Annotated in this window: 13 protein-coding genes; 5 read left to right on the forward strand and 8 right to left on the reverse strand. The window is 59.0% G+C overall.

The genetic code is table 11. The annotated features are described in order from the left end of the window. Window positions 1–59: 59 nt before the first annotated feature. Window positions 60–1,088, reverse strand: a complete 1,029-nt coding sequence (locus A15D_RS00985; protein WP_102790407.1) for a hypothetical protein — start codon at window positions 1,086–1,088, stop codon at window positions 60–62. Between the two features lie 178 nt (window positions 1,089–1,266). Here A15D_RS00985 and A15D_RS00990 point away from each other — a divergent pair, with 178 nt between their 5' ends. After that, window positions 1,267–2,628 carry an AarF/ABC1/UbiB kinase family protein gene (locus tag A15D_RS00990; protein ID WP_102790408.1) on the forward strand — a complete coding sequence of 454 codons (1,362 nt, stop codon included), beginning with the start codon at window positions 1,267–1,269 and terminating at the stop codon, window positions 2,626–2,628. A gap of 531 nt (window positions 2,629–3,159) precedes the next feature. Here the strand turns inward: A15D_RS00990 and A15D_RS01000 are convergent. From A15D_RS01000 to A15D_RS01030, 7 genes are all read right to left on the reverse strand, one after another. Further along, entirely contained in the window at window positions 3,160–4,347 is a 1,188-nt protein-coding gene (locus tag A15D_RS01000; protein ID WP_102790409.1) for a putative solute-binding protein, read from the reverse strand. 108 nt (window positions 4,348–4,455) lie between these two features. After that, the gene (locus A15D_RS01005; RefSeq protein WP_102790410.1) at window positions 4,456–5,526 is read right to left on the reverse strand and encodes a putative solute-binding protein; all 1,071 of its coding nucleotides are present in this window, start codon (window positions 5,524–5,526) and stop codon (window positions 4,456–4,458) included. A gap of 128 nt (window positions 5,527–5,654) precedes the next feature. Beyond that, window positions 5,655–6,818, reverse strand: coding sequence for a putative solute-binding protein (locus A15D_RS01010; protein WP_102790411.1), 1,164 nt, complete (start codon window positions 6,816–6,818; stop codon window positions 5,655–5,657). A gap of 273 nt (window positions 6,819–7,091) precedes the next feature. Further along, a complete protein-coding gene (locus A15D_RS01015; RefSeq protein WP_102790412.1) occupies window positions 7,092–7,859 on the reverse strand; it encodes a YciK family oxidoreductase in 768 nt (255 codons plus the stop codon). Window positions 7,860–7,984: 125 nt separating this feature from the next. After that, on the reverse strand, window positions 7,985–8,653 hold the full coding sequence (locus A15D_RS01020; RefSeq protein ID WP_102790413.1) for an HAD family hydrolase: 669 nt from the start codon (window positions 8,651–8,653) through the stop codon (window positions 7,985–7,987). A 270-nt stretch (window positions 8,654–8,923) separates the two neighbouring features. Continuing rightward, window positions 8,924–9,643, reverse strand: coding sequence for a bifunctional 2-polyprenyl-6-hydroxyphenol methylase/3-demethylubiquinol 3-O-methyltransferase UbiG (gene ubiG / locus A15D_RS01025; RefSeq protein ID WP_102790414.1), 720 nt, complete (start codon window positions 9,641–9,643; stop codon window positions 8,924–8,926). Further along, entirely contained in the window at window positions 9,640–10,968 is a 1,329-nt protein-coding gene (locus A15D_RS01030; protein ID WP_102790415.1) for a TRZ/ATZ family hydrolase, read from the reverse strand. The genes ubiG and A15D_RS01030 overlap by 4 nt, the downstream gene beginning before the upstream one ends. A gap of 219 nt (window positions 10,969–11,187) precedes the next feature. Here A15D_RS01030 and gyrA point away from each other — a divergent pair, with 219 nt between their 5' ends. The 4 genes from gyrA (at window position 11,188) to hisC (ending at window position 17,683) form a co-directional block, all read left to right on the forward strand. Further along, window positions 11,188–13,944, forward strand: coding sequence for a DNA gyrase subunit A (gene gyrA, locus A15D_RS01035; protein ID WP_102790416.1), 2,757 nt, complete (start codon window positions 11,188–11,190; stop codon window positions 13,942–13,944). Window positions 13,945–14,190: 246 nt separating this feature from the next. Next, complete coding sequence (gene serC, locus A15D_RS01040; RefSeq protein ID WP_102790417.1) at window positions 14,191–15,273, forward strand: 3-phosphoserine/phosphohydroxythreonine transaminase; 1,083 nt, start codon at window positions 14,191–14,193, stop codon at window positions 15,271–15,273. A gap of 11 nt (window positions 15,274–15,284) precedes the next feature. Then, window positions 15,285–16,367 carry a prephenate dehydratase gene (pheA, locus tag A15D_RS01045; RefSeq protein WP_022986135.1) on the forward strand — a complete coding sequence of 361 codons (1,083 nt, stop codon included), beginning with the start codon at window positions 15,285–15,287 and terminating at the stop codon, window positions 16,365–16,367. A gap of 203 nt (window positions 16,368–16,570) precedes the next feature. Further along, complete coding sequence (gene hisC, locus A15D_RS01050) at window positions 16,571–17,683, forward strand: histidinol-phosphate transaminase (protein ID WP_102790418.1); 1,113 nt, start codon at window positions 16,571–16,573, stop codon at window positions 17,681–17,683. Window positions 17,684–17,733: the final 50 nt, after the last annotated feature.

Here is a 17,733-nt window from a genome sequence, read left to right on the forward strand (position 1 = left end):
TGGTTACTACTTATTAAAATAATCAAAAGCGGCCCGAAGGCCGCAAAAAGTCAAAACAGTTACAGCAAATCGTTAATGTCTACAGCGGGGCCGGACTTGGCAGCGTCATCCCAGAAGGTACCAAGGCCACCAATCGGGGTACGCTTGCCGGTATTTTCGGTCCATTCACGGTCGGAAATACCTTCAATGATAAAGCTGGCGATGGCGTCCAGCATGGCGTAGTCCGGATCCAGGTTCTGGTCGTTGGCTGCGTAGTCACGGATCGCCTTGCGCAGACGCTCGTCGTCACCCTTGCTGAACGCGCTCATGGCGTACAGGGCGCTACCCAGACGGATACCGCTGTCGAAGCCTTTCTTGGCAGAGGCTTCCAGCTCAGCCCAGGCGTCCGCGTTCGGCGGTGCCAGCATGGGCAGCAGGTTCCAGACAGCAGCACGAACACCGCGGGGCACGCCCCACCACTGGTCGTTGTCCAGACACTTCATGTTGCGCTCAACCTTGGCCGCGATATCACGGGGAACACCCACAGCACCGTCGGCGTTGCCGTCGTTAAGCAGTGACTGAACGCCCGAGATGTTGCCGACCATCCATACCATCTGGTCAAAGTCGGTTTTCAGTTTCGGGCATTCGCCTTCCTTCTGTTCACCGTAGGCTTCGACCATGTTCTGGTAGGCGGTGTACTGACGTTGAGCGGCAACGGCAGACCAGCGTTTCTGTTCGATACGGGCATCCTGTGCTTCGTTTACGCGTCCATCTTTGACTGCACGCATGTAACGGAGTTCAGCATCCAGAGCGATTTGCTCTGCACAGGTGGCGGCGGTGGTGAAGACCATGGCACCCAGTTTTTCAGGGTGAGAGCCCACACGCTCAAAGGACATCAGCAGCGGGGTTTGCGCTTCGCCGGTAACACAGGCCATGCGCACATCGGTGTAGGTCATCATGTAGGGCAACATTTCGGATTTACCGAAACTGATCAGAATGTCACCAGTGCTTTTGTAGATGACGCCACAGCCTTGCAGAGCCAGGATGGCGCCCCCTACCAGGGCTAGACGGGAATGTCGTAGCATTTTTTTCATGGAAAGAGAACCCATTCGGCAGCTCCTTGTTATTGTTCTCGAAATAGCGCGGTCAAAGGTACGAAAGTCCGGGAATTGGCACAAGCGGCAATTACAAAAAAGCCTGCAAGCAATTACAAACCATAAATTTGCTATATCATGCATGGCAGTTATGTTGAGGCGCAGTCACCCACAGGGATGATACGACTTTATTATGAGTGATTACTCTGACATCAAGGACATGAAGGCTTGGCTGGAGGGTGAACGCAGTGGCGTGGCCCTGGCCCTGAACACCGCCCGTGGCGGCCTGCGTATTCTCGAAACGCTTGGCGTGATCGGACGTCAGGGTTTGGGTTGGGCCTTGGGCAATCGCCCGCCAGTACCGGCTTTGCTGCGCACGACCTTCGAATCTCTGGGCACCACTTATATCAAGCTGGGGCAATTTATTGCCAGCTCGCCGTCCATTTTTCCCGAAGAGTATGTGGAAGAGTTTCAGCGTTGTCTGGACCGGACACCCCCACTACCTTTTCATTACATCCGAGACACCATTGAGCGGGAATTGGGGCAGCCACTGGAGGAGCTCTACCAGTCCGTGGACCCGAAACCATTGGCCAGTGCGTCGATTGCCCAGGTTCATGCCGCAAAACTGAAAAATGGTCAGGATGTGGTAGTTAAGGTCCAGCGGCCTGGTGTGCGTAATGTACTGCTGACCGATTTCAACTTTCTGTACTTCGCTGCCCGGATCACGGAGCGGTTGGCGCCGGGGTTATCCCGGTCGGCGATTTCCGGCGTGGTGGAAGAGCTTCAGGCAGGCATGTTGGAAGAGTGCGATTTCATCAAGGAAGCCAACAATCTGAAGGCGTTCAATGCCTTTTTGCGCGACACCGGTAACACCCGGGCGGTGGCGCCGGAGCCGGTGATGAGTCATACCACGGGCAAGGTGCTGACCATGGAGCGCTTTTTCGGTGTGCCGCTTACCGATATGAATGTGCTGCGCAAGTATACCGATGACCCGGCAGAAACCTTGATCTCTGCGCTGAATACCTGGTTCTCCAGTCTGATGTTGTGCGACTTCTTCCATGCCGATGTGCATGCTGGCAATTTGATGTTGTTGGAAGACGGTCGGGTCGGTTTTATCGATTTTGGTATTGTCGGTCGCATTCGACGTGAAGCGTGGGATGGCATGGCGAAGTTTTTCGATGCCATTGGCCGGGGCGATGTGCGCCAGATGGCGGAAGCCATGGCAGTGATCGGCATGACCCGTGAAGAAGTCGACGTGGATGCACTGACCCGGGACATTGAAAACCTGCAGGGCGTGCTAGGCCAAGTGGATCCGTCTGCGTTGGTGCAGGCCGACCGCAACGATAAGGAAGTGAACCGGCTGCTTATGGATCTGGTGAAGATCGGTGAGGGACATGGTATTCGTTTCCCCCGGGAGTTCGCCTTGCTGCTCAAGCAGTTCCTGTATTTTGATCGTTACGTTCAGGTATTGGCACCAGAAATGGATATGTTCAGCGACAATCGCGTGGATATTTTTGCCGGGCTGGATGATAACGGTGGCGGGATGTTGCACTGATTATAGTGATGAGCTGCCGGTTTTGAGCTATGAGCTATCAGTTTTTAAGAGAAAAAAGCAGAAACAGCTGGCTGACTACACGGTGTTTGGGTTTTCGAAACTCGCTGAAGCCGCCTCGTAAACACAAAAAAACCGCACCCGATGAGGGGGCGGTTTTTTTGTGGCTCACAGCTCACAGCTCACAGCTCACAGCTCACAGCTCACAGCTCACAGCTCACAGCTCACAGCTCACAGCTCACAGCTCACAGCTCACAGCTCACAGCTCACAGCTCACAGCTCACAGCTCACAGCTCACAGCTCACAGCTCACAGCTCACAGCTCACAGCTCACAGCTCACAGCTCACAGCTCACAGCTCACAGCTCACAGCTCACAGCTCACAGCTCACAGCTCACAGCTCACAGCTCACAGCTCACAGCTCACAGCTCACAGCTCACAGCTCACAGCTCACAGCTCACAGCTCACAGCTCACAGCTCACAGCTCACAGCTCACAGCTCACAGCTCACAGCTCACAGCTCACAGCTGGTAGCTATCACTCCACCGGATTCGAACATTCGCTGTGCGCCGGGTTCAGCTTGCAACGAATCTTGCGTTGAAGGGTTAGCATATCAGGGTGGTAGTACCCCTTGTCGCGAAGTTGCAGCCGAGCTTCCTGCATCATGATTTCGTATTCGCGCTTGTCAGTATCGGGAATCTCGATCCACCAGTGATCCGGTACCTTTTCTGCTTCCTGATCCAGCCGCTCCTTGATCAGGTGGTAGCTGTTGTAAAACTCTTCGCGAACCAGTTGGGCAACTTCATTGGGGAATTTGTCCTTGCGACCGATCAGCTGCATGGTGATTTGCGCCAGCGGATAATCAATGATGCCACCATCCGGTTCCATGCCCTTGTACAGTTCCAGCACTTCATAGGCCACCAGCGGACAGGCCAGCACATCGACAACCCCGTTGTTGAATTTGTTGGGGGCAGAAACGATATCCGATGCCACCGGGGTGGCGCCTACCTGGGCAACCATTTCGGCCTGGGTCGGGTCGTAGTCGAGCACGGCCACCCGTTTGCCGGCCGCGTTGGCCAGTGTGTTAATGCTTTTGTCGTTCACAAAGACATAGGCTGCCCCGCCCGGTGCGACACCGAGAATGACGTACTCCCCCTGAACCATCTTGTCGGCCGACTTCGGATTGGCCAGCACCTGCAGAAGGATGCGCATGTGTTCATCGGAGGGCAGGCCGCCGATGGAATCAATGGTCCCGGTGTACTTGTTGAACAGGCGCCCGCGCATACCGGTCATCAAGGCGGCATCACAAACGCCGGCCTTCAGGTCTTCCGCCACCACGCTTTCGCTGGTGTAGGGCTGAATATCCAGATCCACGCCGTAACGTAACAGGCGGGCGCGCTGGTCCTGGGCGGCCTTGAAGATTGGGCCCGCACGGCCGGCAATATCCCAGATACAGATGCGGCGCTTGAGCGGCTCACCCTGGCTGAATCCCGCGACTTTCTGCATGGCGGTAATACGGTCATCCAGGCTGCGACTTTGATCAAAGGCAATGGCGCGCAGCTTGTCAGCCAGCTCCGGGGTCAGTTCGACGCCCGGGGCAAAGCGTTCCAGCTCGGCTTGTTGTGCCGGTGTCAGATTGAGAGTGTTGTCTGCCAGAGCGGGCAAGGACAACGTGAGACCCAGCAGGGTAAAGAGCAGGGGAAGAAAACGCACGACAGACTCCATTCATTATTATTCGATGAGGCATGGCAACATCATTCTGACACCCCAAGGTGGAGGCAGAATGGCCTGCAAGACTGTCTCGCGGGCGTTGCTGTCAACCAGTGTTCGGGTTTACTCGGTTTCCTGGCTGCACTCGGGTCGTTGCGCGTCCTGTGCGCAGCGAATGCGTTTCATGATAGACAGCATGGTGGCGTCGTAGTATCCGCTTTCGCGCAGTTTGATACGGGCATCACGCATCATGCTGTCGTAGCGGAGTTGCTGGTCATCAGACACGGTTACCCACCAGTGATCGGGAATCCGGCCTGCTTCGCGCTCCAGGGCGGTCTGGATGGAGCTGAAGCTGTCGGCGGCGACGTCGCGAACAATGGCGGCCAGTCCGGGCGGAAAGCGCTCGGTACGTCCGATCAATTGAGCCGTCAGTTGCACAATGGGGTAATTGACGATGCCGCCATCCGGGTCCATGCCCTTGTAAAGCTCCAGTACTTGGTAGGCAATCAAGGGGGCAGGCAGTACATCGACACTGCCGTTGTTGAACTGGTTAGGGGCTGTGGCCAGGGTGGTGGCGACAGGCGTGGCGCCGATGGAGGTCACCATGCGTGACTGACCTGGGTCAAAGTCCAGCACGGCGATTTTTTTGCCGGCGGCCTTGTCCAGCGAGTTCAGCGAGCGATCGTTGACGAACAGGTAAGCGGCACCGGCCGGGGTCACGGCCAGGGTCAGGTATTTGTTGCTGACCATATGTTCTTGTAGCTGCGGGTGGGCAATGGTGCGCAACAAGGTGTTCATGTGGGTCAGGTCGGGGATGGCTCCCAGGGCATCGATGGTGCCGGTGAACCGGTTGAATTGTCGTGCCCGGAAGCCGCTCATGAGAGCCGCATCGCAATGGCCGCTTTTCAGGGCCGCCACCAGCACGCCCTCATTGGTAAAGGCTTCCAGCGAAATATCGATCTTGTAGCGCAGCAGGTCCAGTCGCAGATTGGTGGCGCCGGCGTAAATCGGGCCGGAGCGGCCAGACAAATCCCACAGACAAATATGCCGCTTGAGCACCTGGTCGTCTTTCAGGCCCATTTCCTTGCGGACCTGCTGGAGTTGTTGCTGCTGTTTCTCTGTCAGAGACAGGGCATGGCTGGCGCTGGTTGCTGCCAGGGCAAGTGCGCAAAGCAAGGCTTTGACGGTGCGCATGGAAATTCCTTTTTATGGATGTGTTGTGCTTATACCACTGCCATCCTGGCAGGTGTTTTACCGCTTGTATGACAATTGTACGGTGCCACAACGGGGGCCAAAGTGTGCCCCCGTTATGGCGATGGCGGTTATCGGCTGCACTCGGACCGTGCGGGGTTGAACTTGCAGCGAATCTTGCTTTGCAGTGTCAGCATGTCGGCGCTGTAGTAGTTGCGTTCGCGCAGCGCATCGCGGGCATCTTGCATCATCACTTCATATTCCTGTTTGTCTTTCTCGGGAATGGTGATCATCCATTTGTCCGGGACTCGCCGGGTTTCCTGAGCGATACGGTCCACGACCTGGGGATAGGCTTCGAAAGACGCTTCGCGAATCAGTTGCGCGACTTCATTGGGGAATTTATCCAGTCGGCCAATCAGTTGCATGGTGAGCTGGGTGAGGGGGTAATCGACAATGCCGCCATCGGGTGACATGCCTTTATAAAGCTCCAGCACCTCGTAGGCCACCAGCGGGGCAGGCAGGATATCGATCTGGCCATTGTTGAATTTGTTGGGGGCGGAAACGATATCGGTAGACACCGGCGTCGCGCCAATGGCAGCGACCATTTCGGCCTGGGTTTCGTCGTAGTCCAGCACGGCGACTTTGCGCCCGGCGGCCTTTGCCAGTGAGCTGATGGTGCGGTCATTCACAAAGATGTGTGCGGCACCGGCGGGGTAGATGCCCATCACCACGTATTCACCCTGCACCATGTGGCCGGCTTGTTTGGGGTGAGCCAGCACCTGTAGCAGCGTCTGCATGTGCTTGCTGTCCGGCACGGCACCAATGGCATCAACGCTGCCGGAGTACAAATTGAATTGTCGCGCACGCAGGCCACTCATCAGAGCGGCATCGCAGCGCCCGGCCTTGAACTCTTCCACCATGACCGTTTCGCTGGTGTAAGGCACCATTTCCAGATTGATGCCGTATTCCACCGCCAGTGCCCGCTGCTCCATGGCTGCGTTGAACACCGGGCCATTGCGGCCGGCAATGTCCCAGATGCAGATGACCCGCTTGAAGCTGGAGCCCTTGGGCATCTGATCAAAGCCCACCAGTTTGCTGATGGCCTGCAATCGGGAGCGCACGGGCATTTCCCGGGTGTAGAACACCTCGGCCATCTTGTCGAGGGTGCTATCCGATAGCGTGGTACCCGGCAGGAGCTCCTGCAATTGTTGTTTCTGGGCATCGGTCAGGGTGGCGGCACTGACGGCGGAGCAGAACAGGCCAGCCATCAGGGCAAGGCTCAGGCGCTTGGGCATGGGGCCTCCGTGCGTATTGTTATTTGTGGGAGTAGAAGTAGCACGCTAGCCCAAGCCGGGGGAGGGCTCCAGCGCAGGGGGTGACGGCATTTGGGCAACCAGGACAAGAATATGTCAGGGGGATATGAAAGGAATGCCAGAGGCCTTATTCAGAAAATAAGGCGGAGATGCCTTGCAGGCATTTCCGCCCTACGCGGGAGGAGCAGTTGAACTTTCAACTCGTCTTCAACCGAGTCACCAGCCCTGCGGGGGATGCAGGGCTGGTGTGTGGTGTCACTTCGGCTGCGCGTCGATGGACTGGCCGTTGACGTCCTTGCTGGCTGGGCCGAGCAGGTAGAGGTAAGGGGCCATGATGTCAGCTGGGGTTTTCAGTGTTTGCGGGTCTTCGCCGGGGTAGGCGAGGGCTCGCATATCGGTGCGGGTGCCGCCGGGATTCAGGGTGTTGACGCGAATCGGGGTGGTGTTTTCCAGCTCTTCCGCCAGCACCTGGGCCAGATTTTCCGTGGCGGCCTTGGAGACCGCATAGGCTCCCCAGAAGGCACGGCCCTTGCGGCCGACGCTGGACGAGGTGAACAGTAGCCGGGCATCTTCGCTGGCACGCAACAAGGGCAGCATGGCCTGGGTCAGGTAGAAAGCGCTGTTCACATTCACCTGCATGACGGAATCCCAGGTGCCGGTGCCGTAACGGTCCAGTGGGGTGATGTCGCCGAGAATGGACGCATTATGAAGAATGCCGTCCAGGCGGCCGAATTCCTTGTCGAACAGGCCGGCCAGTTCCAGATAGTCCTCCGGGCGGGCCACGGCCAGATTCACCGGTGCCATGGCGGGCTCTGGTCCTCCATTGGCCTTGATCTCGTCGTAGACCTTTTCCAGTTTCTCCGGGGTACGGCCCAGCAGAATGACGGTGGCGCCATGTTTTGCCAGTGTCAGGGCGGCGGTACGGCCGATGCCTGCGCCAGCCCCGGTGACCAGGATGATGCGATCCTTGAAGGCGTCTTCAGGGCATTGGTAGTTGAGCGCGTCATGTTGAAAATCGGTCATGGTGAATCCTGCTATCACTCTGTCGTCCCACCGGATTGGTAGGGCGGAAATCGGCGTGAGCCGATCTCCGCCGTTGCGGCGGGGGGATGGCGGAGATGGGCATTCGCCCATTTCCGGCCTGTGTTTTAGCCGCGCAGCGTTTTCAGCAGCGGCAGTAAATCCGTGCCTTCTTCCAGATAATAATTGGCCTGCCAGCCGTGTGGGTCATCATCGGCATCAATATAGCCAAAAGCGGCCACGGCGGTGGCCATGCCTGCATTCTGTCCTGCCTGAATATCGCGCAAATGGTCGCCCACATACAGGCAGTTGGCGGGCGTTACCTTGTCCGCACTGGCCGCGATCAGCAGCCCTTCCGGGTCGGGTTTGCGCTGCTTTACGTCATCCGGGCAGAGCACGGGGCCGACACGCTCATGCAGGCCCAGGCCTTCCAGCACCTTGCCGGTGAAGCGGGCAGGTTTGTTGGTGACGATGCCCCAGGGAATCCCGTTGGCATCCATCCAGTCCAGCGCCTCGGCCATCCCCGGGAACAGCACCGTATCCACCGCCAGGTGCTGTTCATAGGCGTCCAGCAGTTCTTCCAGAAAGGCCGGGAAGGTGAGATCGTCCGGGCCGGTGCCAAAACCCAGCTCGGTGAGGGCGCGGGCACCGTTCGATACGTTGGCGCGCACCGCCGAATAAGTCACTTCCGGGCGGCCGTGTTTTTTCAGCAGGGTATTGAGCACCGTATAAAAGTCCGGTGCGGTATCGATCAGGGTGCCGTCGAGGTCGAAATAAACGGCTTCCAGCTTTTCCATGAAAAATCCTGTTTGGGGTGCAAGTTTCAACGCAGATGATGCCGTGCCAAATGATTCGGTCGCCGCTGCGGTAGAAGCCGAGTTGAAAGTTTAAAGTTTAAAGTTCAAAAGCGCGGTGTGGGTAATCGGCTTTGATGGGCTGTGCCCGCGCCCAAGCCATGGGCGCGGAGCTGAGGTGTGTCAGGTGGCACAGCCAGGGCCCCGCGTTTCAACTTTAAACTTTGAACTTTCAACTCTCTTTTCGCTTGCAGGCAAGCTCCCACAGAGCAGTTAGTCTCCCTTGCGGGCGTACATCAGGTAATTCACCGACACATCCCGGTTCAACTTGTACACCTGGGTCAGCGGGTTATAGACCATGCCTGTGGTGTCCTGCACATCCAGTGCGGCGTCCCGGGCCCAGCCGGCCAGCTCTGAAGGTTTGATCAGCTTGGCATACTCATGGGTGCCACGGGGCAGCAGGCGCAGGATGTATTCCGCGCCGACAATGGCAAACATGAACGCTTTCGGGTTGCGGTTGATGGTGCTGAAAAAGACATGGCCGCCCGGTTTCACCAGGGTGGCGCAGGCGCGGATCACGGAGGACGGGTCGGGCACGTGCTCGAGCATTTCCAGGCAGGTGACCACGTCGTACTGGCCGGCCCGTTCTTCGGCAATCTTTTCCGCCGGTGTTTGCAAATATTCCACTGCAACCCCGGCCTGTTCGGCATGGATGCGGGCTACCGCCAGGGGGGCTTCCCCCATATCGATGCCGGTGACCTCGGCCCCGCGCCGGGCCATGCCTTCAGACAGCAGGCCGCCACCGCAGCCGATATCGATGACTTTCTTGCCCGGCAGGCTGACACGTTCGTCAATGTAGTTCAGGCGCAGCGGGTTGATATCGTGCAGGGGGCGAAACTGCGAGTTGGGGTCCCACCATTGCTCGGCCAGGGCATTGAATTTGGCAATTTCCCCGGCATCCACATTGGGTACGGCATTCTGGTTGTCTGTCACTTCTCGGCTCCGGCAATCGTTTGTTGCCACTGCTGGGCATTCTTGAGGATCAGCGCCTCGTTCAGGGTGGTGAGCTGGCGATGGTTCATCAGGCAGCGTCCGCCCACCCAGCTATGGGTGACCTGGTCCCGGGTCGCGGCATAGACCAGCTGTGCCACAGGATCATAGACCGGTTGGGTCTCCAACCGGTTCAGGTCTACGGCCACCATATCGGCTTGCTTGCCAATTTCCAGTGAACCGATGTCCTCGTCCCGGCCCAGGGCCTTTGCCCCGTTCAGGGTGGCCATCTTCAGGACATCGGCGGCGGGCAGGGCGTCCGCTTCCAGACTCACGCCCTTGGCCAGAAAGGCGGCCGTGCGCGCTTCACCGATCATGTCCAGGTCATTGTTGCTGGCGGCCCCGTCGGTGCCCAGCGCCACATTGATGCCTGCCTGGCGCAGTTTTTCCACCGGAGCGAAACCGCTGGCCAGTTTCAGATTGGATTCCGGGCAGTGCACCACGTGGGTGCCGGTTTCGGCCACCAGGGTGATTTCCTCGTCGGTGAGCTGGGTCATGTGCACGGCCAGCAGGCGCGGAGAGAGCAGGCCAAGCCCCTGCAGGCGGGTCAGCGGGCGCTCGCCGGTGTTCCCCACTGCCATCTGGATTTCACCGGCGGTCTCGTGCACATGCATCATCACCGGCACGTCCAGTTCTTCCGCCAGGGTCAGCACTTTCTGCAAGGGCGCGTCGGATACGGTGTACGGCGCATGAGGGCCAAAACCGATCTGGATACGCGGGTCATGGCGCCACTCGTCCATGGCGTCCGTGGCGAGGCGCAGGTAGTCCTCGGGGCCGGCGCCCATGGGGGTGGGGAAGTCCAGCAGCGGACAGAACAGGCTGGCACGCAGCCCTGCTTCCACGGTGGCTTTGGCCGCGCTGGCGGGGAAGAAGTACATGTCGGCAAAGGTGGTGGTGCCTGAGCGGATCATTTCGGCTGCTGCCAGCTTGGTGCCGTCGTATACGAACTGCTCGCTGACAAACTGCCCCTCTGCGGGCCAGATGTGTTTTTCCAGCCAGGTCATCAGTGGCAGGTCATCGGCAATACCGCGCAGCAGGTTCATGGCGGCATGGGTATGGGCGTTGACCAGTCCCGGGGTCAGCAGGTGGTCGTCCAGGCGGACGATCTCGTCGCTGTGCCATTTCTCGTCTGCCAGGGCGCTGGGCAGCAGGTCGGCGATGCGGCCGTCGCGTACCACCAGGGCGTGGTTTTCCAGCACGGTGTTGTCTGCAGACACGGTGGCAATCCAGCGGGCGTGGACAATCAGGTCGGCCTGATGGTCGCTCATGCATAACTCCTTGATCGGGCAGGGCGAACAGTGGGGCGCAGTATAGCGGTTTGAGCGCCGTCTTGCTCATCTGCAATGGTCTCATCTCCAGTGTTCGCGCACCCCCGCAGCTGTGCTATCATCCGGTGCTTTTCCGGGGCAGGAAAGTGTTGGGCCCCCGGAACCACGGAGTCAGCCTGAGTCCCGCCTGCGGGGCTGTTGGGGATAATAAGGATCACTATGTCGGATCTCGCCAGAGAAGTTACCCCGGTCAACATCGAAGACGAACTCAAGCAGTCGTACCTGGATTACGCCATGAGCGTGATCGTGGGGCGGGCCCTGCCTGACGTGCGCGACGGCCTGAAGCCGGTACACCGCCGCGTGTTGTTCGCCATGCATGAGCTGAACAACGACTGGAACAAGCCCTATAAAAAATCGGCCCGTGTGGTCGGTGACGTGATTGGTAAATATCACCCCCACGGTGACTCCGCCGTGTACGACACCATCGTACGGATGGCGCAGCCTTTCTCCCTGCGCTACATGCTGGTGGATGGCCAGGGGAACTTCGGTTCCATCGACGGCGACTCCGCCGCGGCCATGCGTTACACCGAAGTGCGCATGTCCAAGATCGCCCACGAACTGCTGGCCGATCTGGACAAGGAAACCGTGGATTTCGTCGACAACTACGACGGCACGGAAAAGATTCCCGATGTGATGCCCACCCGGGTGCCCAACCTGCTGGTGAACGGTTCCTCCGGTATTGCTGTGGGGATGGCGACCAACATTCCGCCCCACAACCTGGGCGAAGTGGTGGATGGCTGTCTGGCGCTGATCGATGACGACAGCCTGACCCCGGACGACCTGATGGAGTACATCAAGGGCCCGGATTTCCCCACTGCGGGCATCATCAATGGCCGCGCCGGCATCGTGCAGGCCTACCGTACCGGCCGTGGCCGCGTGTACATGCGCGCCCGCGCCGAAATCGAGGCCACCGACAAGAGCGGCAAAGAAGCCATCATCGTCACCGAAATTCCCTATCAGGTGAACAAGGCACGGTTGATCGAAAAGATCGCCGAGCTGGTGAAAGACAAGAAAATTGAAGGCATCACCGAACTGCGCGACGAATCCGACAAGGAAGGCATGCGTATCGTGATCGAGCTGCGCAAGGGCGAGAACGCGGAAGTGGTGCTGAACAACCTGTACCAGCAGACCCAGATGGAGTCGGTGTTCGGTATCAACACCGTGGCCCTGGTCGATGGCCAGCCCAAGACCCTGAACCTGCGCGAGCTGCTGGATGCCTTTATCCGTCACCGTCGTGAAGTGGTGACTCGCCGTACCGTGTTCGAACTGCGCAAGGCTCGCGAAAAGGCGCACCTGCTGGAAGGTCTGGCGGTGGCGTTGAGCAACATCGATCCGGTGATCGAACTGATCAAGAGCTCGCCGAGCGGTGCCGAAGCGAAAGAAAAGCTGCTGGCCAAAGGCTGGGCGCCGGGGGATGTGCTGCAGATGCTGGAGCGCGCCGGTGGCGAAAACGCGGCCCGTCCGGATGGTCTGGACGAGCAGTACGGCCTGCGTGACGATCTCTATTACCTGAGCCCGGAACAGGCCCAGGCCATTCTGGACCTGCGCCTGCAGAAGCTGACCGGTCTGGAGCGCGAGAAGCTGATCAATGATTACCAGGAGCTGCTGGAAATCATTGCCGAGCTGATGCTGATTCTGGCCAATCCGGAGCGCCTGATGCAGGTGATCCGCGATGAGCTGACCGCGATCCGTGAAGAGTACGCCGATGAGCGTCGTTCCGAGATTGTGGCCTCTCGCCTGGATCTCAGCATGGAAGACCTGATCGCCGAAGAAACCGTGGTGGTGACCCTGTCCAACGGTGGTTACGCCAAAATGCAGCCCATCGATACCTACCGTGCCCAGAAGCGGGGTGGGCGCGGCAAGTCTGCCGGGCAGCTGAAAGACGAAGATTACGTGGAACACCTGCTGGTGGCAGGCACCCACGATACCCTGTTGCTGTTCACGGATGCCGGCAAGGTGTTCTGGTTACGCACCTTCGAGCTGCCGCAAGGTGGCCGGGCCTCCCGCGGCAAGCCGATTGTGAACCTGCTGCCGGCGCTGGGGGCGGAAGAAAGAATTACCGCCATTCTGCGTCTGGATGCCGACATGGTGCGTCAGCAGAAAGCCGACAGCGAAGAAGACGAAGACACCACCGTCGACGCGGAAGATGTGGTTGATGATGCCGCAGAGGGTGATGACGACGCCATCGTGGCCGATACCGTGCCCGGTCCGTTCATCTTCATGGCCACCTCCAGCGGTGTGGTCAAGCGTACCCAGCTGGCCAACTTTGCCCGTCCGCGCAGCTCCGGCCTGATCGCCGTGAAACTGCAGGAAGGCGAGCACCTGGTGAACGTGGCCATTACCCAGGGCCACGAAGACGTGATGCTGGTGGCGCGCAACGGTAAGGCTGTACGTTTCCATCAGTCCAAGGTCCGCGTCATGAGCCGTCTGGCCCGTGGTGTGCGGGGGATCAAGCTGGCGGATGGCGTCGACGTGATTTCCCTGATCGTGCCGGAAGAAGACGGCCAGATCCTCACCGCCTCCGAGAACGGCTACGGCAAGCGCACCCCGCTCACCGAGTACCCCACCAAAGGCCGTGGTGGCCAGGGCGTCATCGCCATGGTGGTCAACGAGCGTAACGGTGAGCTGGTCGGTGCCACCCAGGTGTTCGGCGGCGAAGACATCATGCTGATCTCCAACCAGGGCACCCTGGTGCGTACCGGTGTGGACCAGATTAGCACCTCCGGCCGTAACACCCAGGGCGTTCGCCTGATTCGCCTTGGCGAGGAAGAAAAACTCTGTGGCCTGGCCACCATTCCGGAACTGGAAGGGGCGGAGGAAGATGAGGAGCTGGAAGGTGAAGAGGGTGAGGTGATTGAAGGGGAAGCGACCCCGGAAGCACCAGAGTCCGACGCCAGCGACGACGCAGAAGACTGAACCGTAGGAGCGTCGCTCGCGGCGCGATCCGCTAAACCGTAAAAGCGGATTGATCACAGAGTACACAGAGGAAAAACACACGCTTTTCTCTGTGCCTCTGTGATATCTGTGGTGACAAAGCCTTCGAATGTGACGCTGGAATCGCGCCGCGAGCGACGCTCCTACAGCCAGCTTGGCCGATCCGATAAACAGGAATAACCCCGAGCCCGGTTTCGCCGGGCTTCTTTGATTAGACGGAGAACACAGATGTCCCGCGCCTATAACTTCTGCGCAGGGCCGGCGGCGTTGCCGACGGCGGTACTGGAACAGGCTCAACAGGAAATCCTCGATTTCCAGGGCAAAGGTCTGTCCATCATGGAAATGAGCCACCGGGACAAGGTCTTCGTGGATATCGCCGAAAAGGCCGAACAGGACCTGCGTGACCTGATGGGAATCAGCGACGATTACGCTGTGCTGTTCCTGCAGGGCGGGGCGTCTACCCAGTTTGCCATGGTGCCCATGAACCTGCTGGGCGAGGGTGAAACGGCGGATTACATCAATACCGGGCAGTGGTCCAAGAAAGCCATCAAGGAAGCGGGGCGCTACGGCAAGATCAATGTGGCGGCCAGCAGCGAAGACAGCAACTTCACCACGGTGCCCCCTCAAGAGAGTTGGAAGCTGTCTGCTAACCCGGCTTACCTGCACTACTGCCCCAACGAAACCATTGGGGGGCTGGAATACAGCTTTATCCCGGAAGTGGGTGGTACCCCGCTGGTGGCGGACATGAGCTCCACCATTTTGTCCCGTCCGGTGGATGTGAACCGTTTTGGCATGATCTACGCCGGTGCCCAGAAAAACATCGGCCCCGCGGGCCTGACGCTGGTGATTATCCGCAAAGACCTGCTCGGCAAGGCCGGCGCCCATGTGCCCGCCATGCTCAACTATCAGACCCATGCAGACAACGGCAGCATGTATAACACCCCGCCCACTTACGCCTGGTATCTTGCTGGGCTGGTGTTCGAGTGGCTCAAGAAGCAGGGTGGGGTGGCGAATATGGCCGAAATCAACCAGCGCAAGGCCGAAAAGCTGTATGGTTTCATTGATGGCAGCGACTTCTACAGCAACCCGGTGGAAAAAATCAGCCGCAGCTGGATGAATGTACCCTTTGTGCTGGCAGACGATGCTCTGGACAAGACTTTCCTGGCGGAAGCCGATGCGGCCGGTTTGCTGAACCTGAAAGGCCACCGCAGTGTGGGTGGCATGCGCGCCAGCATTTACAACGCCGTGCCGGAAGCGGCGGTAGATGCGCTGATTGCCTTTATGGCGGATTTTGAAAAACGTAACGGCTGAGCGGGGACGCCATGACCGAATCACTGGACAACTTGCGTAACCAGATCGACGCGCTGGATCAGCAACTGCAGGATCTGCTGAACGAGCGTGCGACCCTGGCCCACAAGGTGGCAGAAGTGAAGATCGCCACTGATCCGAATCCGGTATTTTACCGTCCTGAGCGCGAAGCCCAGGTGCTGCGCCGGGTGAAGGAGCGCAACCAGGGGCCGCTGGATGGCGAGACCATGGCGCGCTTTTTCCGTGAGATCATGAGTGCCTGCCTGGCGCTGGAGCAGCGCATGAAGGTGGCGTTTCTCGGCCCGGAAGGCACCTTTACCCAGCAGGCCGCGCTGAAGCATTTTGGCCATGCCGTAGAGTCCGTGCCGCTGGGGGCCATTGATGAAGTGTTCCGTGAAGTGGAAGCGGGTGCAGCCCATTACGGGGTGGTACCGGTGGAAAACTCCACGGAAGGGGTGGTCAACCACACCCTCGATACCTTCATGAGCTCCGAACTGAAAATCTGTGGTGAAGTGGAGCTGCGTATCCACCACCACCTGCTGGCCGGCAAGCACACCCAGCGCGACAAGGTGACCCGGGTGTACTCCCACCAGCAGACCCTGGCCCAGTGTCGCCAGTGGCTGGATGCTCACATGCCAGGTGTGGAGCGGATTGCGGTCAGTTCCAATGCCGAAGCGGCCCGTCGTCTCAAGGACGAGTGGAATGCCATGGCCATCGCCGGTGAAATGGCGGAAGAGCTGTATGGCCTGGAGGCCGTGCAGCGGAATATTGAGGATCGCCCGGATAACACCACCCGGTTCCTGATTATCGGCCGTCAGGACACGCCGGCCTCCGGCAAGGACAAGACCAGCCTGATGATCAGCGGCAAAAACCGCCCGGGGCTGTTGTTCGAGGTGCTGGCGCCGTTCCGCGACGAGGGCATCAACCTGACCCGTCTGGAGTCCCGTCCGTCGCGCACTGCCAACTGGAGCTATGTGTTCTTTGTGGACTGCGAAGGCCACAAGGAAGACGCCAACCTGCAGTCGGTACTGGACAAGCTGGAAGCCGCCGGGAATACCATCAAGCTGCTGGGTTCTTACCCCAAGGCCGTTCTCTAGCTCCTGTGGGAGCTTGCCTGCAAGCGATTTGTTTTTGGTAAGGCCGAATCGCGAGCAGGCTCGCTCCTACACAGGAATAGCCACTGTAGAGGCTTGTCACAACGAGGTTTTTGCGTCGGACGTCCGACTTCAGACGTCCGGCCCCGATCAGATAACCCCTGCAGCCAAGGCTGGCAACCAGGGTGTAAAGGGAGCTCCCACACATGACCTGCGATTACATCCAATTAGCCAATAACGGTATCCAGCAGCTCAAGCCCTACGAGCCGGGTAAACCCATCGACGAGCTGGAGCGGGAGCTGGGTGTCACTGACATCGTCAAACTGGCCAGCAACGAGAACCCGCTGGGTGCCAGCCATAAAGCCCTGCATGTGCTCAAGCATATGCACGAGCTGCACCTGTACCCGGACGGTGCCACCTTTTCGCTGAAAGCGGCACTGGCAGAAAAACTCAATGTGGCCAGCAACCAGCTGACCCTGGGCAATGGCTCCAATGATGTGCTCGACATGATTGCCCGCGCCTACCTGCAGGAAGGTGATGAGGCGATTTTTTCCGAGTACGCCTTTGCGGTGTATCCGATTGTGACCCTGGCCTGCAATGCCAAACCGGTGCAGGTGCCGTCCAACCTGTTTGGTCATGATCTGGCGGCCATGGCGGAAGCCGTGACCGAGCGTACCCGGATCATCTTCGTGGCCAACCCGAACAACCCCACCGGCACCTGGTTCAATGCCCATGCGCTGGATGAATTCCTGTCGCGGATTCCCGAGCAGGTCATTGTGGTGCTGGATGAGGCGTACTTCGAATACGTGGAAGAAAGCCATTACCCCAACGGCATCGATCGGCTGGGCCAATACCCGAACCTGATCGTGACCCGCACCTTCTCCAAGATTTATGGTCTGGCTGGCCTGCGGGTGGGCTACGGTGTCTCCAGCCCGCAAATTGCGGATGTACTTAACCGGGTGCGTCAGCCATTCAACGTGAATACCCCGGCCCAGGTCGCAGCGGAAGCGGCGCTGCAGGATGATGACCATCTGGAAAATTCCCGTAGCGAGAACACCTCGGGGCTGGTGCAGATTGCCGAGGGATTGCAGGCACTGCACCTGGAACAGATTCCGTCCGTGGCCAACTTTATTGCGTTTGATTGTGGCCAGCCTGCCATGCCGGTCTATGAGGGCCTGCTCAGGGAAGGGGTGATCGTGCGCCCGCTGGGTGGCTACGGTATGCCTAATCACCTGCGGGTGACTATCGGCACCAGTCCGGAAAACGAACGTTTCCTGCTGGCCCTGAAAAAGGTGCTGAAGGATCTGGCCGATGGGTAGTCGCGAATACGTTCCATTCCCTGCCGTAGGAGCGTCGCTGGCGGCGCGAT

The sequence above is a fragment of the Alcanivorax sp. MD8A genome, assembly GCF_002888555.1.
Taxonomy (GTDB): domain Bacteria; phylum Pseudomonadota; class Gammaproteobacteria; order Pseudomonadales; family Alcanivoracaceae; genus Alcanivorax.